This is a genomic window from Roseomonas populi, assembly GCF_024594815.1.
Taxonomy (GTDB): domain Bacteria; phylum Pseudomonadota; class Alphaproteobacteria; order Acetobacterales; family Acetobacteraceae; genus Roseomonas; species Roseomonas populi.
Genome location: NZ_JANJOU010000028.1, coordinates 35,422 through 54,469, shown reverse-complemented (window position 1 = coordinate 54,469; position 19,048 = coordinate 35,422). Strand labels below are relative to the sequence as shown.

Below are 19,048 nucleotides of genomic sequence, written 5' to 3'. Positions count from 1 at the left end.
CATTCCAGCGCCCGGCGCCGGCGTTGGATGCGCGGGGCCGCCGCGGGTGGGGCCCGCCTTCCCCGACTTGGCCGCGCGCCGCGGGAGTTGATCGGCGCCCCGCTCCCCATCTTCGCCCGGTCGGCTATGCCGAGGCGGCAGGAAGGGAGAGATGCCTTGCCGCTCCGCCGCGTCCTCTTCGCCCTGGAGGCGATCCTCTGCCTCGCGCCCGTGGCGGCGCGGGCGGGCTGCGTCTGGTCCGACCTCGTGAAGGAGGATGCGCGCGTCGCCGCCGTGCGGCCCGGCGTGTCGCGGGTCAACTTCGTCCAGGACGGCACGCTGGTGCGGGGTTGCCCGAACGAGGGCGCGGCCTGCCGGGCGCGGGCCTATCTCACGCCGGGCGACGTGGTGCTGACCGGCCCGTCCCACGGCGCCTCCGGTGGCGCCTATACCTGCGCCGGCTTCGTGGGCGCGCGGGGCGCGGCGACGATCGGCTGCCCGCCCGCCGCCGCCCTGTTGCCGCTGCCGGAGGCGGAGCAAGCCCCGGCCGACTGGAACGGCCAGTGGAGGGCGCCGGAGCAGGACATCGTCATCTCCCCCGGCTCCAAGGGCGCGCTGGTGGTGAAGGGCGACGCCACCTGGGGCATGGGCGACCCTGAGCGCGTGCGGCGTGGCGGCGTCAACATCGGCGAGGTGGCGGGCGAGGCGCGGCCCGTGAACGGCGTGCTGGCCTTCTCCATGGGCGAGGACGGCCGCACCCAGGCCTACGAGGCGGGCGACGAGTTCACCTGCCGCATCCGCCTGTGGCGGCGCGGCCCCTACTTGCTGGCGCGCGACAACAATGGCTGCGGCGGCCACAACGTCACCTTCTCCGGCTTCTACAGGCGCAAGGGATGACGCCATGCCCACGCGCCGCCTCCTCGCCAGAGCGTCCCTCGCCGCCGTTTCCTTCGTTGTCCGGCCAGCGGCCGCCCAGCGCGATCCCCGCGCCGCCTCCATCGCAGCCTTCTGGCGCGGCTTCCGCGCCGCCGTCCGGGCTGGGGACATGGCGGCCGTGACGCGCATGAGCCGCCTGCCCCTGGAGAGCCGCGGCGAGCTGGACGATGAGCCCATGCGCCGCCTGACAGCCGCGACCCTTCCCGCCGCCTTCCGCCGCCTGCTGCGGACGGTGGAGGACGTGAGGAACAACCGCACGGTGCTGGACGTGATTCGCGACACGCCGGAGCCGGTCCTCGATCCCCGCAACGTCGCGCCGGGCCAGGCGCGCATCGGCAGCCTGGAGTTCGCGCGCGGGCAGGAGGGCTGGCGCCTCGTCACCATCTACCGCGGCCCGGAGGAGTAGGGCGTGCGCCGTGCCGTCACCCTCCTGCTGGCGGTTCTCGCCGTTGGGCCGGCTACGGCAGCGCGCCTGCCCGGGCCGGTTTCGGACATCCGCATCACCGCGAACGGCGCGCGCGGCAACGACGTGAGCGGGGAGGAGACCGCGGCGCAGTGCGCCCGCTTCCGCCTGCGGCCGCGCGAGGTGCGCGCCTATTTCGCCGCGGCGCGCCGCGTGGATGCGCGGGCCTACTATCACGACCTGGAGATGTCGCGCTGCCACGCCGAAGGTCTCGTCACCCTCGCGGACGGGCGGCGCGCGCGATGGCGCATCGACCGCGAGCGACGAGGGATCGTGCTGCCCCGCGGCGGCACCGCGATCTACCTCTCTTGCCCGCGCTGCACGGCGCAGGCCTTCGAGCGTGTCTATGACCCGGAGCAGGACGGATGACGCCCCGCTCCGGCCTCTGTTTCAGCGGCGAGGATCAGAGGTTCTTCTCGAGGAGCCCCGTGATGGCCTGGGTCCGCTCCGCCACGTCGCCGGTGTTGGCGTAGGGGCGCCAATTGATGTCGAGCGTGCCGACCTGGAAGGAGAGCCCGTTCGGGTAGTTGGAAGCAGGCGCTGTCTTCTCGTCGTAGCGGATGTGGATGCGCTGAAGCTCCCCGCGCAGAGCATCGCGCCCCATCGCATCGGCCGTGATGCTCCGCAACGCGGTGGTCAGCGGCTCGAAGATCGTCTTCCCGAAGAAGTCGTCGCGCGCGTAATACTGGGCATCGCCCGGCAGGGTGAGCTGGTCCCACTCCACCTCGACCGGCACGGCGAATCCGGCAGCCTGCTGGATGCCGCTCTCGATGGCTGGATACTTCTCCTGCCGGTAAGCCGCGATGGCCCGGCGCTCGGCGGGGCCGATCGTGCTCTGCGCGCGCAGGAGGGCGGGCGCTGTGGCGAGGGCGGCCGCGAGGGCATCGTCAACTTGCTGGTCTCGGGGCGACGCGGCTGGCTGATCGGCGCCGGGATCAAGGGCGATCAAGTCGACGCGGTGATCCCGCTGATGTCGGACCACAGCTCTAATGCGCGTGCCCTTGCGGCGCGGTACTCGCTGGCGTGGAGGTGGTCGCGGCGAAGATGAAAGAGGTTGTTGATTCCGTCGTGGGCAGAGAGGAAGCGCTGCGCTTGGCCTGCTGATTTGAAGCGCTTCATCTGTCGCTCTCGACGTCTCGTCGGCTGATGCGAGTTCTCCGCACGGTTGTTCAGCCCCTTGTGCTGCCGGTGCTCGACGGAGGGCATCACCTCCTTCTTCGCGGCAGCATAGCTTGCCAGTTTGTCGGTGATCATGACCCGAGGTGGCCGCATCTGCCGCTTCAGCAGCTTCCTGAGTAGACGCTTGGCAGCTTGCTTATCCCGTCGGCTCTGCACCAGCACGTCGAGCACCATCCCGGCCTGGTCGACGGCGCGCCAAAGCCAGTGTGTCACACCGTTGATCTTGAGGACGACCTCATCCAGGTGCCACTTGTCGCCGGTCCGGGGCAGCCGGCGGCGGATCCCGTTGGCGAATGCCTGGCCGAACTTGCGGCTCCACTGGCGCAGTGTCTCATGGCTGACCACGATGCCGCGGAAAGCCAGCATCTCCTCGACCATCCGCAAGCTGAGCGGGAAGCGGAAATAGAGCCACACCGCTTGGCTGACGATCTCGGCCGGGAAGCGATACCCGGCGAAGCTGGGGCAGGCGGCGGGGGTAGTCATCCCCGCCGACTACCCGGTGGTGGGTCGCTCGGGCAAGCTGGCGGCCGACCATGTTGACGATGCCGTCGGCCCTCCTCTCATCCACACACAGGTCGATGCGCCGTGCTGCAAGCGCACCCGCACTGATCACACATCGTCCACGCCGCGCCTGCGGGACCGGTCGAAGAGATAGCCTGGAAATTCGGCATCATGCCCAGCCTCCCCTCGCACATACCTGTTTCGAACCAAACCAACACCAGTTACCGCCCGGGCCCGCTCCACGATCAGCTTCACTGCTTCTGCGCCCTTGCCGCGACGTACCAACTTGCGGGCAAAAAAGACGGCCGCTCTTGCGACCGCCTTCTTTGCCGGATCATGCCGCCGTCAGGTCGCGATGTTCGAGGACACCGGCTTGTCGGTCACGTCGAAGCGGTCAGCGTTCATCACCTTTACCCAGGCCTTGACGAAGTCTCTGACGAACTTTCCCTCGTTACCGTTTTCGGCATAAACCTCCGCGGTCGCTCGCAGCTGCGAGTTCGAACCGAAGATTAGGTCGGTGCGCGTGGCGCGCCAGCGCTCCTGCTGGCCGCCACGATCGAGGCCCACGAACTCCTCGTCGCTCGACGTGTCGATCAGTTTCCAGAAGGTGTCGTTGTCGAGCAGATTGACGAAGAAGTCGTTGGTCAGTTGGCCTTTGCGGGTGGTGAGCACGCCCTCGGGCTTGTCGCCATGATTGGCCCCGAGTACGCGCAGACCACCGAGCAGCACCGTCATCTCCGGCGCCGATAGGCCGAGCAGCGAGGCTTTGTCGAGCAGCAGCTCCTCGGTCTTCACCGGCTGCCGTGTCTTCAGGTAGTTGCGGAAGCCATCGGCCTGCGGCTCCATCCAGACAAAGCTCTCAACGTCGGTCCATTCCTGTGTTGCGTCGCCGCGACCGCCGGTGAAGGGCACTGTCACATCGAAACCGGCATCCTTCGCCGCCTTCTCGATCGCCGTCGAGCCGGCCAGCACAATCGCGTCCGCGAGCGACATGGCGCCGCGCAGTTCATTCAGTTTGGCGAGCACCGTAGCCAGCTCAGCCGGCTCATTGACTGCCCAGTTCTTCTGAGGCTCCAGCGCGATCCGCGCGCCGTTGGCGCCGCCGCGATGGTCCGACTTACGGTAGGTCGACGCCGACGCCCAAGCGGTCTTAACGAGTTGACCGATGCTGAGGCCCGACGCCAGCACCTCCTTTTTGAACGCCGCGATATCGACATCGGGCGGCACCGTCCCTTCAGGCACCGGGTCCTGCCAAATCAGCGTTTCTTCAGGGACCTCGGGGCCCAGATAGCGGATCTTCGGGCCCATGTCGCGGTGTGTGAGCTTGAACCAAGCGCGCGCGAATGCGTTGTCGAGTGCCGCCTGGTCGTCGCGAAAGCGCTCAGAAATCGCCCGGAACTCGGGATCCATCTTCAGCGCCATGTCGGCGGTCGTCATCATCGTCGGCACGCGCTTGTTTGGGTCGCGCGCGTCGGGGGCCATGTCCTCCGGGTCGGGATTGATCGGCTGCCACTGTTGCGCGCCCGCGGGGCTTCTCACCAACTCGTAATCGTACTTGAACAACAGACGGAAATAATCACCGCCCCACTGCGTCGGGTTAGGTGTCCACGCCCCCTCGATTCCCGAGGTAGTGATGTGTCCCTTGCCGATCTCTTCGCTATCCGTGAGCCAGCCCAGGCCCTGCATATGCACGGCTTCCGACGCAGGGGCCTTGCTGAAACTCTCACTTGGCTTCGCCCCGTGGGCCTTGCCAAAAGCGTGGCCGCCGGCAGTGAGCGCAACGGTCTCCTCCGAATTCATGGCCATGCGCAAGAAGGTCGCCCGCATGTCGCGCGCCGATCCCAGGGGATCGGGATTGCCGCCCGGACCTTCGGGGTTGACGTAGATCAGGCCCATGGAATCCGCAGCCAACGGTCCCTCCAGATCGAGCTGCTCCTCAGGGCGAATCCGCGTCTTGTGATTCGCATGCCCGACCCAAACCTCCTCCGAGCCCCAATAAGTGTCGCCCTCGGACTGGTAGACGTCCTTGCGCCCGCCGGCGAAGCCGAAGATCGGGCCACCCATGCTCTCGATCGCGACATTGCCGGCGAGGATGAACAGGTCCGCCCAACTGATGTGCTTTCCGTACTTCTTCTTGATTGGCCAGAGCAGACGGCGGGCCTTATCGAGATTCCCGTTGTCCGGCCAGCTGTTGAGCGGCTCGAAGCGCTGCTGGCCTGACGACGCGCCACCGCGACCGTCAACAACTCGATATGTGCCCGCAGCGTGCCAGGCCATGCGGATCATAAACGGGCCGTAATGGCCATAGTCTGCCGGCCACCATGGTTTGCTGTCGGTCATCAGCTTGGTGAGATCGGCCTTCAATGCGGCGTAATCGAGGGCACTGAACGCCTCGGCATAGTCGTATTCCGCACCCATCGGGTCAGGCGACACGCCATGCTGGTGCAGGATGTCGACCGGCAGCGCGTCGGGCCACCAGTCTTTATTGGCGCGACCAAGCAATGAGCGGCTTTTTCCTTCGCCCCCACCCATCGGGCAGCGCTCCAGGGAATTCTCGTCAGCCATTCTCTCACTCCTATGTCTGCGGCTAGTGCTCGTGTAAACGCAGAGGGTGAAGGTTCTGATGGGGTGGACGCCCCCCCGACGGCACCGGTATGCCAGAGTGGAGGTTTTAAACACCACCCAGAGGAGGCGTCTGTGGGCAATGCTACTACCATCGGCCTGGGATTGGCGAAGGGTGTTTTTCAGGCGCGCAGGGCGGACGTGACCTTTCCCCGCTTGAGTGGACACGGGTTACGGCCTACGCGGCCGTGGCGAGTTGTTCCATTTCGGTGGGGGCTTTGTAGCCGATAGTCGAGTGGAGACGCTGTCGGTTGTAGGAGCTTTCGATGAAGGCGAAGAGAGGAGACCTCGCAGCCTGTCGGGTGTCGAAGGTTTCGTCGTCCATCAGTTCGGTCTTGAGGCTGTCGAAGAAGCTTCCCTTGGGGCGTTGTCCCAGCAATCGCCCTTTCGGCTCATCGAGCAGAGCATGCCGTGCCTGGCGAGCAGACGCCGGTAGTGGTAGGCAGCGTACTGGCTACCGCGATCTGCATGGTGCAGCAGTCCAGGCCCTGGTTGCGGTTGGTGATCGCCATCCGAAGGGCCGCGAGGGTCAGCTCTTGGGCCATGGTCTCGCGCATCGCCCAACCGACCACCTTGCGCGAGAACAGGTCGAGCACGACGGCGAGGTGCAACCAGCCCTCGCCGGTTGGAATGAAGGTGAAGTCTGCCAGCCATACCCTGTTCGGCCCGGCGGCGTTGAACTGGCGATCCAGCAGGTTCGGGGCGAGCGGGAAGGCGTGACTGCTGTCCGTCGTCACCCGGAACCGTCGTTTGGTGCGCACCCGAATGCCGTGCCGGCGTATCAGGCGGGCCACCCGCGGCCTACGCGGTGACCCTCGGCCTGCAGGCAGCATGGATGCGCGGGCTGCCATAACGGCGCTGGCTCTCGGCATGCACGCGGCGGATGTCCTGCAGAAGGAGCCGGTCGGCTCCAGCCCGGACGCTCTCGGGCCTCCTCCGCCACGCGTAGTACCCGCTGGCACTGACCTCAAGCACCGAGCACATGACCCGCACCGGGAAGACGCTCCGGTGGTCCTCGACGAAGCGAAACCTCATCTCGGCAGGCCCGAAAATATGCCGATAGTTTTTTAGGATGTCGCGCTTCATCTGCGCCCGCTCGAGATCCTTCTGCAGACGCCGAATTTCAGCCTGCTCAGCGGACACCGCCGATCCCGTCGAAGCGGGACGCTCCGCAGCCGTGGCCTGACCAGCCACAGATCCGAGCCGACCTCGCCAGTTCCGCAGCATCGAAGGCTGAATCTCCAACTCGGTCGCTACCTGCATAAGCGGGCGGCCGCTGCTCGCCAGCAGCCCCACCGCCTCCCTCTTGAACTCCTCCGTGAATTCACGTCGCGTCTTGGTCGTCGTCAGCACACCTCGCTCCCTAAGGAGCCTATCCGAGGTGTCCACCAACTTGGTGGAGGGTCACCATGCAGCCAGTCTGCCGTGGTGGACGAGGAGTGGTGTGGCAGGACGTCCACGACTGCCCGTCGCTCTGGGTCGACCATAATGGTCCCGTAGGTCTGGCCCTTGCGCCAGGCCCAGTCGTCGATCCCGAGCACCCGGACGGGGGACGCGATATCTCGAGCCGCGAAGCGCCTGAGCGAACGGAGCACGGTGTCATCGCTCAGCGGCATGTCCAGGCGGGCCAGGACCCGCTCCGCCGGGCGCCCGCCCACGTTATGCTCGAGGAGCAGGGCGAGGTCAGCCAAGCGCCGTGTTCGTCGCAGCCGGGGTTCCGGCACCTCAGGCGAGCGGTCCTGATCTGGACCGTGACCCGCGCAACCTGCGAGGGGAGGTCCTGCCGGCGCCGCAAGTAGGTGCTGTGGCGGCTCCGGGACGGCGTGCCGCAGGCAGGGCAGGTCCCGTGACCCGGCCCTGCTGCGGGGACGACCCATCCTCCACCGTCGCGCTCGACACCAAGGATCCGAACACCCGCGAGCGGCGCCAGCAACGTTCTCTTGCCCATATCCCCGGCTCTCGCCAGCAGCCCGCAAGGTCAACCTGCATACATGCACCGAGAATGAGGAAGGACGTTGAAGACGAAGAACTTCCACTGGCACGTTGCCGGCCCGCACTTCCGCGACTACCACGCCATGTTGGCCGATCAGGCGGGCGAGCTGCTTGCCATGGTGGACCCGCTCGCGGAGCGGGCGCGGAAGCTGGGGGGCACCACCGACCGCTCTGTCGGGCACATCGTGCGGCTGCAGCGCGTGCTGGACAACGATGCGGACCCCGTCGGCCCGCAGGGCATGCTCGCCGAGTTCCGCGAGGACAACGCCGCCCTGGTGGCCTGCATGCGCGCGCTGCGGTCCATGTGCGACGGGCAGGGCGACGTAGCGACCGCCAGCCTCCTCGAGGTTTGGATCGACGTGGCCGAGGGCCGCGTCTGGTTCCTGTTCAAGACGGGCCGGCACGGGAACGGCTGACGCGGCGTGGCTTGGTCCGGGCTCCCCTCTCACGTAACCTGTCGCCTTTTCCCCGGGGATGGGATGCGGAGTCGCGCACGGTGACAATCGATCGCGAGAGCCTCCAGCCGCTTAGATGGGATGGCCGGACGGTCCTGTCCCGCGCGCGCGCCGGAGATGCCAGCCGTCTCGTCCTGAGTGCGGCTTCCGAGGAGACCGCCGCCTCCGCCGAGGTCCGGATACGGCGGGAGCACGCGCTGGCGGGGCGCCTTTCCCGCGACTGGGCGGCCCTGCCTCTCGGCCCGGTGGCCCTGGGCGCGGGTGAGGCACTGATGCTTGAGGATCCAGGCGGCGATCCCGCGAGCCCGGCCGTGACCGGCCCCCTGCCGATCGCCCGCTTCCTGCGCGTGGCCGCCAACGCCGCTGCCGCGCTGCGGCAGATGCACGGCAGCGGCCTCATCCACCGCGACATCCAGCCCAGCCACCTCCTCGTCGATGCCGGGGACCGGGTCCATCTCACCGGCTTCGGCGTGGCCTGCGACCTGCCGCGCGTGCGCCAGCAGGCCTCGCCGCCCGCCCTGATCGACGGAACCCTCGCCTACATGGCGCCCGAGCAGACCGGGCGCGTCAACCGCTCCATCGATGCCCGCAGCGACCTCTACGCGCTCGGCGTCACCTTCTACGAGTTGCTGACCGGCCGGCTGCCCTTCACGGCGCGCGACCCGCTCGAGTGGCTCCACGCCCACCTGGCCCGCCCGCCCGCGCCGCTTCCGGCCGCCATCGCCGCGGGCGCCCCGGGCGTGGCCGCGATTGTCATGAAGCTGCTCGAGAAGGCGCCGGAGGACCGTTACCAGACCGCGGGCGGACTCGAGGCCGACCTTCGCCGCTGCATCGGGGTGGGGCCGCCATACCAGCCATTCCCCCTCGGCGAGGGCGACGTGCCGGAGCGGATCGTGCTGCCGGAACGCCTCTATGGACGGGAGCACGAGCAGGAGGTGCTCGCCGCCGCGCTCCGCGGCCTGACAGAGCGCGGCGAGCGGCGGATGCTGCTGGTCTCCGGGCCCGCCGGCATCGGCAAGTCGGCGCTCGTCGAGGAACTCCGCGCCGCACTGCTGCCGGTCCGCGGCGTGCTTGCAGCCGCGAAGTGCGACCAGTACCGGCGCGACATTCCCTACGCCGCCCTCAGCGCAATGGTCCGGGACATGGCCGGCCGGATCCTTGGGGCCACGGAGGCGCAGAGGGCGGGCTGGCGGGAGCGGATCCGGCGGATGGCGGGACGTAACGGCCGGGTGCTGACGAATCTAGGCCCCGACTTGGCGCGGCTGATCGGGGAACAGCCAGCGCTGCCGGCCCTGCCGCCGGCCGACGAGGCGCGCCGCTTCCAGGGCACCGTCCGTGGTTTCCTGGCGCTCCTCGCGCGGCCGCAGAACCCGCTGGTCCTGTTCTTGGACGACCTGCAATGGCTAGACCAGGAGAGCTTCGCGCTGCTGAAGGCGCTGGCCGAGGGCCTGCCCGACCACATGATGCTGGCCGGCACCTACCGTGACGACGAGGTCGCGCCGGGCCACCCCCTGCACGCCACCATCGCCGCCGCGCGACGGGTCGGCATCGTGGTGGACGAGCTGGCTCTCGGCCCGCTGCCGGCCGGGGAGATGGCCCGGCTGGTGGCAGATACCCTGCACCATGACCCGGAGGCGGTGCGCCCCTTGAGCGACGCCATCGCCGCGCGCACGGGTGGCAATCCCTTCTTCGCCGGCCAGTTCATGACGGGGCTGACGGAGGAGGGCCTGCTGCGCTTCGACCACGCCGCCCTGCGCTGGCGCTGGGACCTGGACGGCATCCTCCGCAAGCCCGCGACGGAGAACGTCGTGGCGCTGATGGCGGAGCGGCTGGTGCGGCTGCCGGAGGCTGACCGCGCGCTGCTGGTCACCATGGCCTGCCTCGGCGGCAGCGTCTCCGCGGACCGGCTCGGCCTGGCGCACGGCGCCGGCCGCAAGGCCGTGCAGGACGGTCTGCGGGCGCCCATCGCGGCGGGGCTGGTGGTGCACGCGGCCGGCACCTACGGCTTCCTGCACGATCGCATTCAAGAGGCGGCCTACGCCCTTCTACCGGGGGAGGACCGGGCCGCGCGACACCTCCGCATCGCCCGCCACCTCGCCGCCGCCCTCGGCCCGGAGGAGGTGGACAGCACTGTCCCCCCGGTCGTGGACCAGTACAACCGGGCGGCGGGGCTGGTGACGGACTGGGCAGAGCGCGAAAGCGTCGCCGCGCTCAACCTGCGTGCCGGCCGGCACGCCCGCGGCAGCACGGCCTACGAGGTAGCGTCAGGCTACTTCGAGGCCGGGCTGGATGCGCTGGGGCGGGACGCCGGGGTGGGGGAACGCGGGCCGGGCCGGCTGGGCTTCCGCCTCGCCCTCGGGGCAGCGGAGTGCCTGTTCCTCAGGGGCGAGCAGGCGGCGGCGGAGCGGCAACTGCTGGACCTGCTGCCTGAGGCGGAGGGAGTGGCGGAACGGGCCGGCGTGGCCGCCCTTCTCATCACCCTGCACACGGCGCAGGACCGGAACGACCGGGCTGTCGAGGCCTGCCTCGTCTTCCTGCGGGACGCGGGAGTCGACTGGAACGCCCATCCCGGCCCCGAGGCAGCCCGGCAGGAATACGCCGCGCTCCGGGCCGAGCTCGGCGACCGCCCGGTGGAGTCCCTTTCCACGCTCCCGCGCGCTGCCTCTGCTGAGACGCAGGCCTTCATGGACGTGCTGGCGGCCACCCTGCCCCCCAGCTTCTTCACGGACCAGGACTTGGTCTGCCTCATCCTCTGCCGCATGGCCCGGCTGAGCTTGGCGAACGGGAACTCCGACGCATCCCCCCTCGGCTACGCCTATCTTGGCATGGTCCTCGGCCCGTATTTCGGCGACTACCCGGCCGGGTTTCACTTCGGGCGCCTGGGACAAGAGATGGTGGAAGCCGAGCCGCTGGCGCGCTACGAGCCGCGCGTGCGGATGTGCTTCGCCTGCCATGTCGCGCCCTGGACCTGGCCCTTCGCCCGCACCCTGCCGCTGCTGCGCCGCGCGCACGAGATCGCGGTGGAGGTGGGCGACCTGACCTATTCCGGCTTCTCGGCCTGCACCCTCGTCACCAGCCTCATTGCCGCCGGCACCCCGCTCGGCGAGGCGCAGGCGGAGGCCGAGGCGAAGCTCGCCTTCGTCCGCCGCATCCGCTTCGGCCTGATCGCCGACATCATCACCAGCCAGATCGGCCTGCTGCGGGCCCTGCGCGGCCTGCCGTCGGACATCGCCGACCCGGTCTTCGAGGCGCGGCTGGAGGCGGAGCCGGATCTCGCCATCGCGGCCTGCTGGCACTGGATCCGGCGACTACAGGCGGCAGTCTACGAGGGTGACATGCCCCTGGCCCTCGCCATGGCGGAGAGGGCGGCGCCGCTTCTCTGGACCACCGGCGGCCATGTCGAGCTGGCGGAATACCACTTCCACGCCGCCCTCGCGCGCGCGGCCGTGGAGGAGGCCTCCGCGCCCGCGGAGCCGAGCCCCGGGCTGTTGCGCCACGGGGAGCAGATGCGGGTCTGGGCGGAGAGTGGCCCGGCGAACTGGGCCGCGCGCGCCCTGCTGGTGGACGCCGCCATCGCCGCCGTGCGCGGCGACAGCCTGGCCGCCATACGGCACGTCGAATCCGCCATCCGCGCGGCGAGAGAGGGAGGGCTCGTCCAGGTGGCGGCCCTCGCGCAGGAATGGGCCTTCCGCTTCTACCACCGGCGGGACCTGCCGACGGCCGCCCTCGCGCATCTCCGCGAGGCGCGGGGCGCCTACCTCGCCTGGGGCGCCACGGCGAAGGTCCAGAGGATCGACAGCCTGCACCGGGAGCTCGCCGGTGGTGAGGAGCCGAGGGCGGCCCGGCACCTGCCGGACGGCGCTGCGCTGGACGTGGACAGCCTCGTGCGCTCCTCGCAGGCCATGTCCGGCGAGGCGGGGCTGCCCGCGCTCATGCGGACCCTGATGGTCACGGTGCTGGAGCATGCGGGCGCCACCCGCGGCCTTCTCGTGCTGCCGCGGTCCGGGGAGCTGCGGTCCGCCGCCGAGGCCCGCGCGGGATCGCAGGGCATCGAGGTGACCTTTCCCGACGCCCCGCTCACCGGGGCCGCCGCCCCCCTCTCGATCCTCGGCCGCACGATGCAGGAGGGGGAGCCGGTGCTGATCGGTGACGCGGCGAGGCGGCATGACCGCCCTGCGGACCCCTACCTCGAGGCCGGTCCCACGCGCTCCCTCCTCTGCCTCCCGCTGCTCCGGCAGGCGAAGCTCATGGGGCTGCTCTACCTCGAGAACGCGCTGACCCCGCACGCCTTCACCGAGGCACGACTCGCGGTGCTGCGGCTCCTCGCTTCCCAGGCAGCGATCTCCCTCGGCAACGCCGCGCTGGAGGAGAAGGAGGCGCTGCTGAAGGAGATGCATCACCGGGTGAAGAACAACCTCCAGCTCATCAGCAGCCTTCTCAACCTGCAGGCCGCGCGCATCCAGGACCCGCAGGTAGCCGGCCTCTTCGCCGAGAGCCGCGACCGGGTCCGCTCCATGGCCCTGGTGCACGAGAACCTCTATCACGCGGGCGACTACACTCGTGTCTCCATGCGCCGGCACCTCGGCAGCCTCTGCGCCGGGCTGGGGAGCGCGTATCGGTCGCCGGACAGGAACATCGCGGTAGTGACGGACCTCGCCGACCTGCACCTGGACCTGGACAAGGCCGTGTCCTGCGGGCTGATCGTGAACGAGCTCGTCACCAACGCCTTCAAGCACGCCTTCGCTGGGCGGAGCGCGGGGGAGATCCGGGTCACCCTCGGCGAGGAGGCGGGCATGGCCCGGCTCTCGGTCGTCGACGACGGGAACGGCTTCGCGGGAGGCAGGATCCCCGATCCGGAAACCGCCGACAGCCTCGGCCTGCAGCTCCTCGGCGACCTCGCCCATCAGCTGCGCGGCAGGATCGCCATGGAGACGGGCACCGGCGCCAGCCTGGCCGTCACCTTCCCGGTCAGCGCCGGGGGAGGCGAGGCGGCCGGCCCGGCGTGACGGCCGGTCAGCCCCGGCCCGCATCCAGCAGGGCGGCGGCGCGGACGAGGTCGGGCAGGCTGCGGACGCCCATCTTGCGCATGATCTGCAAGCGGTGGCCCTTCACCGTCGGCTCCGAGACGCCCAGCCGGCCCGCGATCTGCTTGTTCATCAACCCCTCCACCAGGAGCGACATCACCTCGCGCTCGCGGGCCGAGAGGCCGTCATGCGCCTGCCGCACTGTCGCCAGCCTCCGCCGGGTCTCCAGCCCCGCCGCGTCGGCGGCGAGGGCGGCGTGGATGGCATCGAGCAGGTCCTGGTTGCGGACAGGCTTGGTGAAGAACTCGAAGGCGCCCGCCTTCATGGCGCGCACGGCCATCAGCACGTCGGCATGCCCGCTGATGAAGATCACCGGCAGGTCGATGCCGGTCCTGCGGAGATCGGCGAAGGCATCGATCCCGTTCCGCCCGGGGAGCCGCACGTCGAGCACGAGGCAACCCGGGACATCCCGGCGCAGGGCACCCTGGAAATCCGACGGCGAGGCGAAGAGCGCGGGCCGCAGCCCGACGGAGAGCAGCAACTCCCCCACCGCCTCCAGCACGTCGGGATCATCGTCCACGACATAGACCAGCGGCTCTCTGCCGCCCTCAGCCCTGGTGGTCGTGATGCCCATCGACCGCGCCCGGCAGGACGATCTCGAAGGCGGAGCCCGTCGGCCCGTTCGGCCGCACGCCGATCCGCCCGCCATGCGCATCGGTGATGGAGCGGCAGATCGAAAGGCCGAGGCCGAGGCCGCCCTCCTTCGTGGTGAAGAGCGGCTCGAAGATGCGGTCCCGGATCTCCGCCGCGATCCCAGGTCCGGAATCCTCGACGGCCAGCGCGACCTCCCCGCCCCTCTCCGACAGCACGACGCGGATCACCCCGTCCGTCTCTCCCGCGCCGATTGCCTCCCGCGCGTTCAGCACGAGGTTCATGACCACCTGCTGGAGCTGCACCCGATCCCCTGTCACCACGACCGGCGCGGGCGGAAACCCCGTCCGCAGCGCGATGCCGGCCCCCTGCAGCTCGCCCTGCATCAGCCTCAGCACGTCCTCCACCGCCGGGCGCAGGTCGAAGGGGACCATCTCCGGCTTGCTGTTGCGCGCCAGTGCCCGGATGCTCCGGATGACCTCGGCGGCCCGGTGGCCGTTCCGCATCACCCGACGAGCGGCCTCCTGCGCCCGCTCCACGTCGGGCGACGGGGCGTTGAGCCAGCGGATGCAGGCCTCGGCATTCGTTACCGCGGCCATCAGCGGTTGGTTCACCTCATGGGCGATGGAGACGGTCAGCTCGCCAAGCGTCGTCAGGCGCGCGGCATGCGCCAGCTCGGCCTGCCCGCGCCGCAGCGCCTCCTCCGCCTGCCGCCGGCGCGTCACGTCGGAGAAGACGAGGACGGCGCCGAGCACCGCGCCGTCATCGCCCAGCACCGGCGCGCCGCTGTCGTCGACGGGCACCTCGCCGCCGTTGCGGGAGCGCAGCACCGAATGGGGCGGCAGGCTCTCCGCGAGGCCGGAGCGCAGCGCCCGCACCACCGGATCCTCCACCCCCTCCCGGGTGATGCCGTTCTCCACCTGGAAGACCTCGGTGATGTTCCGCCCCATCGCCTCCTCGCGGCTCCAGCCGGTCAGCGCCTCCGCGACGGGGTTAATGAAGATGATCTTCGCCTTCCCATCGGTCGAGATCACGCCGTCCGCGATGCTGGAGAGGGTCGTGGCGTAGCGCCGCTCGCTGATCCGCAGCTCGCGCTCCGCCGCGTGCTTGAAAAGCGCCAGCTCGATCACGGTCATGAGCTGCAGGGCCTCGAAAGGCTTCAGCAGGTACCCGAAGGGCTCGGTGCGGCTTGCCCGGCGCACCGTCGTCTCGTCGGCATAGGCCGTGAGGAAGATCACGGGTACCCCGCAGCGGTCGCGGATCTCCTGCGCGGCCGTGACCCCGTCCATCCCATCGTCGAGGTGAATGTCCATCAGAACCAGCTCCGCGCCGGTGTCGAGGACCCGGTCCGCCGCCTCCTCCCCGTGGGAGGTCGTGCCGGCGACGACGTGGCCGAGCCGGGCCAGCTGCTGCGCGAGGTCCCGCGCCACGATGCGGTCGTTCTCGACGATCAGGATGCGCGCTGACTTCATCTTCCCTCACGGCGTTCCGCCATGCCGGCCTGCGCGCGGCGCCCGGCAGGTCCGGATTATGCACGATGCCCGGCCCGGCGCCACGGCTACCGCCGGGCGGGACCCAACGATGCGGCGCGGGGCCGCGCACCATGATCGGCCCCCCTATACGGAAGTATAGCTTCCGCGGGCGCAATAGCTTACCGGCACGAACCTGTGCCGAGTGGAGGTCGGCCCGGCGCTCGCTCAGTCTCCCGCCAGCGGACACTTCCCAACAGCGGAGCAGGGCGATGATCACCAGCGGACACCTTATTCGAGCCGGCGGTCACGAGGAGTCCTGGAGGCGGGGAGAAGCCGGCACGGTCCACCGCCTGCTGCGGGACGCGCTCGACCTGCTCGACCGCGACCATGGGGCCGCGGCGACCACCCTGGCCCGCGCTACCCGGTTGCTGGACGCGGCGGGGCCGGGCAGGGCCGGCGTCTCGCCGGTCCCCGGCGGGCTGGCGCGGTGGCAGGCCGTGAACATCGCCCGCTATGTCGAGGCCAATCTGGAGAGGCGGATCCTGCAGAAGAACCTCGCCGCCGAGGTGCGGCTGAGCTGCGGCCACTTCGCCCGCGCCTTTAAGCAGAGCTTCAGCAAGTCGCCGCACGCTTTCGTCATGGAGCGCCGCATCGAGCGCGCCAAGGCCCTGATGCTGGAAAGCCGCGCGCCCCTCTGCGAGATCGCCCTGTCCTGCGGGCTGGCCGACCAGGCGCATTTCTCCCGCGTGTTCCGCCGCCTCACCGGCAGCACGCCGCTCGCCTGGCGCCGCCAGCACCAGGCGGCGCCGGCGCGGCAGGCCTGAGGGAGGCACGAAGGCGACGACAGGCATCCAGGCCGGCACGCCCCCGCATCGGCCGGCCCTCCGACTCAGGGCATGACCTTCGCAACGGCTGCCGCCGCGGGGATCGCGGTGGCAAACATCTACTACAATCAGCCCATGCTCGGCATCGTCGAGGGCGACTTTCCCGGCGCCGCCAGCACCGCCCTGATCCCCACCGCGGCCCAGCTCGGCTATGCCGCCAGCCTCTTCCTGCTGCTGCCGCTCGGCGACCTCTTGAACCAGAGGCGACCGATCGTCGGGCAGTTCATCGTCCTCGCGGGGGCGCTCGCGCTGGCGGCGCTGGCGCCGAGCGCGCCGGTCCTCGTGCTCGCCTCCCTCGTCGTCGGGCTCTGCTCGACCGTGGCCCAGCAGATCGTACCCTTCGCCGCCCACCTCGCTTCTCCGAAGCGCCGTGGCGCGACGGTGGGCACGGTGACCGGCGGGGTGCTCACAGGCATCCTGCTCAGCCGCACGCTGGGCGGCTTCGTCTCCGCCCATGGCGGCTGGCGCGGCATGTTCCGGCTCGTCATTCCCTGGCGCTGGGGACGGCGGCGCTGATGGCGACGATCCTCCCGCGCCGGCCCGCCGCCGCCACGCTCGGCTACGGCGCCGAGCTCCGGTCCCTGCTGGATCTCTGGCGCGGCCACCCCGCCCTTCGCGGGGCGACGCTGATTCAGGCGGCCCTTTTCGCCTCCTTCTTCGCCTTCTGGACGATCCTGGCGCTCCGGCTGGAGCAGCCTCCCTTCGAGCTCAGCGCGGAGGTGGCTGGGGTCTTCGGCGTGGTCGGCGCCGTGGGCGTCGCGGCCGCCCCGCTGGGCGGAGGGCTGGCCGACCGTTGCGGCCCGCGGCTGGTGATCGGACCCGGCGCCTTTCCTCACCCTGGCCGCCTGGGCCGCCTGGCCGGGCATCGCGGGGCTGGTGCTGGGGGTGGTGATCCTCGATTTCGGCGTGCAGGGCGCGCTCGTCTCCAACCAACACGTCATCTACGCTCTGCAGCCGGACGCGCAGGATACAGCGCCAACCATTGCAGGCTCCCTGCCACGCTGGGCCCGCCGTGCGAGCCGGCAGGAACGGCTGAGGCGGCTTCTGTCGGCGGCCACGCTAGCGGCAGTCCTTCTCCTGCGCGCCCTCGGCGCGGGCGCCGCGGTCGCCGTCGCCGTCCTTCAGGGCGGCGCGTGGGCGGGGCTGGCCGCCGCCCTTCTCGCCGCGGCCGCCCTACTCACCGGCGCAAGGTTCCTCGCGCGCCTGCTGAAGGCCGAGGCGGACTACGAGACGCTCGTCGAGCGCGGGGGCGTATCCCGCTGATTCGCGCGCGAGAGGACGTGACCCGCCTCCGCTCCTTCATCGGCAGCGCCGTCCGGCGGACCGAGCCCGTCGACCTAGTCCAGGTGACGAGGGAGGCGATCCTTCTGATCGAGTGGGACCTGCGCTCCAGCGGCGCGTCCGTCCACTTCGACACCGGGGGAGACCTGCCGCAGGTGATCGCGGATCCCGTGCAGATCCAGCAGGTCCTGGTCAACCTCATGCTGCACGGCGCCTAGGCGATTGCCGGCCAACCCGGGCCGCACGACCTGACCGTTCGCCTGTCCTGCACCGAAGGCAGCGTGTCCGTCGAGGTGCGGGATCGAGGTCACGGCATCGACGCGGACCATCTCTCGCGCGTCTTCGAGCCCTTCTTCTCGACCAGGGCGGAGGGCATGGAGATGGGTCTCGCCATCTGTCGAAGCTGTGTGGAGGCGCATGGCGGGCACCTTCGGGCGGAAAGCATGCCCGGCAATGGGGCGGTGTTCCGCTTCACATTGCCAGCCGTGACGCCGGGGTAAGCGACGCGGGCGGCAAAGGGCCGAGCCACAGCTGCCCCGCAGCGATCAGCACCGTCAGACCAGTGGAGGGGAGTACGCCACGCACAGGTTCCGGCAAGGCGCAGCAGTGCCGCCATACCTCGGAGAAGATAGCCTGGTCACAAAGGCCATTCCGACCCGGCAGCAGAGTGCCTCTCCCGCTCATTAGTGCCTCGGGAGAGCACCTCCAGGCTGCCGCAAACGGGCCTCCAGGGCAGTCATGAACAGCCGCACCTTCGGCGGCGTGAGGCGGACGGTCGGGTAGACGGCCCAGATGGCCAGCGGCTCCGGCACGCCCGCATCCATTTGGATGGGAAGAAGATGCCCGATCGCGACCTCCTCCCGCACGTCCCAGGCCGACAGCATCGCGATGCCGAGACCGCCGAGGCAGGCCTGGTGCAACGCCTCCACCGAACTGGAGGTGAAAGGGCCGAAGACGCGTTGCCGGACCGTCCTGCCGCCCGCCAGGAAGGTCCAGTGGCTCGTCCCGGTCAGCATGAGGCAGCGATGGTGGACCAGTTCCGCCGGCGTCGCGGGAATGCCGTGCTCTGCCAAGTAGGCGGGCGACGCGTAGAGGCCGCGCGGGTTGTCCGCCAGCCGGCGAGCAACGAGCGTGTTGTCGCGAAGGACGGCGATGCGGATCGCGAGGTCCAGGCCCTGCGCCACGATGTCCACGATGCTGTCGCTCAGCAGGAGATCGACCTGCAGGCCAGGATGGTCCTGCAGGAAGACGGGCACGAGCGGCGCCACCACCTTGCGGCCAAAGGGGACTGAGGCCGTCAGACGCAAGGTGCCGGTGAGGCCGGTGGCGGCCGGCCGCACGGAGGCGCGGGCCTGCGCCTCCTCCTCCAACAGCGCCTCGGCATGGGGCAGGAAGGCCTCGCCCTCCACCGTCAGGGACAGCGACCGGGTCGTCCGGTGCATCAGCCGGGCGCCCACCTCCTCCTCTAGCTCCGCGAGACGGCGTGAGGCGAGCATCGGCGTGATCCGGAGGCGCCGCGCAGCTGCCGCGAGGCTGCCGGCACCCACCGCCTCCACCAGCACCGCGACATTGGTCAGGTTAATCATAACGCCCGGCGTTATACCGCCCG

The 19,048-nt window shown here is 70.0% G+C and carries 16 protein-coding genes and 1 pseudogene; 10 read left to right on the top strand and 7 right to left on the bottom strand.

Features of this window, described 5'->3' with window-relative positions:
- Positions 1-156 precede the first annotated feature (156 nt).
- The 3 genes from NRP21_RS23720 to NRP21_RS23710 are packed head-to-tail and all read left to right on the top strand — an operon-like array spanning position 157 to position 1,747.
- Entirely contained in the window at positions 157-876 is a 720-nt protein-coding gene (locus tag NRP21_RS23720) for a hypothetical protein (protein WP_257718717.1), read from the top strand.
- Between the two features lie 4 nt (positions 877-880).
- Positions 881-1,321: a hypothetical protein gene (locus tag NRP21_RS23715; protein WP_257718716.1), complete on the top strand. Its 441-nt coding sequence runs from the start codon at positions 881-883 to the stop codon at positions 1,319-1,321.
- A 3-nt stretch (positions 1,322-1,324) separates the two neighbouring features.
- Positions 1,325-1,747 (top strand): hypothetical protein, encoded by a 423-nt coding sequence (locus NRP21_RS23710; RefSeq protein ID WP_257718715.1) that lies wholly within the window; start codon positions 1,325-1,327, stop codon positions 1,745-1,747.
- Between the two features lie 34 nt (positions 1,748-1,781).
- Here NRP21_RS23710 and NRP21_RS23705 read toward each other — a convergent pair whose 3' ends face one another.
- The 4 genes and pseudogenes from NRP21_RS23705 to NRP21_RS23690 form a co-directional block, all read right to left on the bottom strand.
- Positions 1,782-2,327 (bottom strand): hypothetical protein, encoded by a 546-nt coding sequence (locus NRP21_RS23705; RefSeq protein ID WP_257718714.1) that lies wholly within the window; start codon positions 2,325-2,327, stop codon positions 1,782-1,784.
- On the bottom strand, positions 2,324-3,040 hold the full coding sequence (locus tag NRP21_RS23700; RefSeq protein WP_257718713.1) for an IS6 family transposase: 717 nt from the start codon (positions 3,038-3,040) through the stop codon (positions 2,324-2,326). The genes NRP21_RS23705 and NRP21_RS23700 overlap by 4 nt, the downstream gene beginning before the upstream one ends.
- Before the next feature lie 363 nt (positions 3,041-3,403).
- Complete coding sequence (gene katG / locus NRP21_RS23695; protein WP_257718712.1) at positions 3,404-5,623, bottom strand: catalase/peroxidase HPI; 2,220 nt, start codon at positions 5,621-5,623, stop codon at positions 3,404-3,406.
- Positions 5,624-5,858: 235 nt separating this feature from the next.
- A pseudogene (locus NRP21_RS23690) lies at positions 5,859-7,030 on the bottom strand (IS3 family transposase).
- A 665-nt stretch (positions 7,031-7,695) separates the two neighbouring features.
- Here NRP21_RS23690 and NRP21_RS23685 point away from each other — a divergent pair.
- A complete protein-coding gene (locus NRP21_RS23685) occupies positions 7,696-8,088 on the top strand; it encodes a Dps family protein (protein WP_257718711.1) in 393 nt (130 codons plus the stop codon).
- 80 nt (positions 8,089-8,168) lie between these two features.
- Positions 8,169-13,133, top strand: coding sequence for an AAA family ATPase (locus NRP21_RS23680; protein ID WP_257718710.1), 4,965 nt, complete (start codon positions 8,169-8,171; stop codon positions 13,131-13,133).
- A 7-nt stretch (positions 13,134-13,140) separates the two neighbouring features.
- On the opposite strand, the gene NRP21_RS23675 is transcribed toward NRP21_RS23680, so the two are convergent.
- Both NRP21_RS23675 and NRP21_RS23670 read right to left on the bottom strand, forming a co-directional pair.
- Entirely contained in the window at positions 13,141-13,785 is a 645-nt protein-coding gene (locus NRP21_RS23675; protein WP_257718709.1) for a response regulator transcription factor, read from the bottom strand.
- Positions 13,760-15,274 (bottom strand): ATP-binding response regulator, encoded by a 1,515-nt coding sequence (locus tag NRP21_RS23670; protein ID WP_257718708.1) that lies wholly within the window; start codon positions 15,272-15,274, stop codon positions 13,760-13,762. The genes NRP21_RS23675 and NRP21_RS23670 overlap by 26 nt, the downstream gene beginning before the upstream one ends.
- 269 nt (positions 15,275-15,543) lie before the next feature.
- Between NRP21_RS23670 and NRP21_RS23665 the strand changes: the two genes are divergently transcribed.
- The 5 genes from NRP21_RS23665 (at position 15,544) to NRP21_RS28105 (ending at position 17,939) form a co-directional block, all read left to right on the top strand.
- Positions 15,544-16,098, top strand: coding sequence for a helix-turn-helix domain-containing protein (locus tag NRP21_RS23665; protein WP_257718707.1), 555 nt, complete (start codon positions 15,544-15,546; stop codon positions 16,096-16,098).
- Between the two features lie 72 nt (positions 16,099-16,170).
- A complete protein-coding gene (locus NRP21_RS23660; RefSeq protein WP_257718706.1) occupies positions 16,171-16,674 on the top strand; it encodes an MFS transporter in 504 nt (167 codons plus the stop codon).
- A 372-nt stretch (positions 16,675-17,046) separates the two neighbouring features.
- The gene (locus NRP21_RS23655) at positions 17,047-17,421 is read left to right on the top strand and encodes a hypothetical protein (protein ID WP_257718705.1); all 375 of its coding nucleotides are present in this window, start codon (positions 17,047-17,049) and stop codon (positions 17,419-17,421) included.
- Between the two features lie 17 nt (positions 17,422-17,438).
- Positions 17,439-17,657 carry a hypothetical protein gene (locus NRP21_RS23650; protein WP_257718704.1) on the top strand — a complete coding sequence of 73 codons (219 nt, stop codon included), beginning with the start codon at positions 17,439-17,441 and terminating at the stop codon, positions 17,655-17,657.
- 3 nt (positions 17,658-17,660) lie between these two features.
- Positions 17,661-17,939, top strand: a complete 279-nt coding sequence (locus tag NRP21_RS28105) for a sensor histidine kinase (RefSeq protein ID WP_408639657.1) — start codon at positions 17,661-17,663, stop codon at positions 17,937-17,939.
- 183 nt (positions 17,940-18,122) lie between these two features.
- On the opposite strand, the gene NRP21_RS23645 is transcribed toward NRP21_RS28105, so the two are convergent.
- Entirely contained in the window at positions 18,123-19,025 is a 903-nt protein-coding gene (locus NRP21_RS23645) for a LysR family transcriptional regulator (protein WP_257718703.1), read from the bottom strand.
- Positions 19,026-19,048: the final 23 nt, after the last annotated feature.

Coding starts and splice junctions, on each gene's coding strand:
- NRP21_RS23715 (WP_257718716.1), top strand. CDS start 881: ATGCCCACGCGCCGCCTCCTCGCCAGAGCGTCCCTCGCCGCCGTTTCC.
- NRP21_RS23700 (WP_257718713.1), bottom strand. CDS start 3,040: ATGACTACCCCCGCCGCCTGCCCCAGCTTCGCCGGGTATCGCTTCCCG.
- katG (WP_257718712.1), bottom strand. CDS start 5,623: ATGGCTGACGAGAATTCCCTGGAGCGCTGCCCGATGGGTGGGGGCGAA.
- NRP21_RS23675 (WP_257718709.1), bottom strand. CDS start 13,785: ATGGGCATCACGACCACCAGGGCTGAGGGCGGCAGAGAGCCGCTGGTC.
- NRP21_RS23670 (WP_257718708.1), bottom strand. CDS start 15,274: ATGAAGTCAGCGCGCATCCTGATCGTCGAGAACGACCGCATCGTGGCG.
- NRP21_RS23665 (WP_257718707.1), top strand. CDS start 15,544: ATGATCACCAGCGGACACCTTATTCGAGCCGGCGGTCACGAGGAGTCC.
- NRP21_RS23660 (WP_257718706.1), top strand. CDS start 16,171: ATGACCTTCGCAACGGCTGCCGCCGCGGGGATCGCGGTGGCAAACATC.
- NRP21_RS23645 (WP_257718703.1), bottom strand. CDS start 19,025: ATGATTAACCTGACCAATGTCGCGGTGCTGGTGGAGGCGGTGGGTGCC.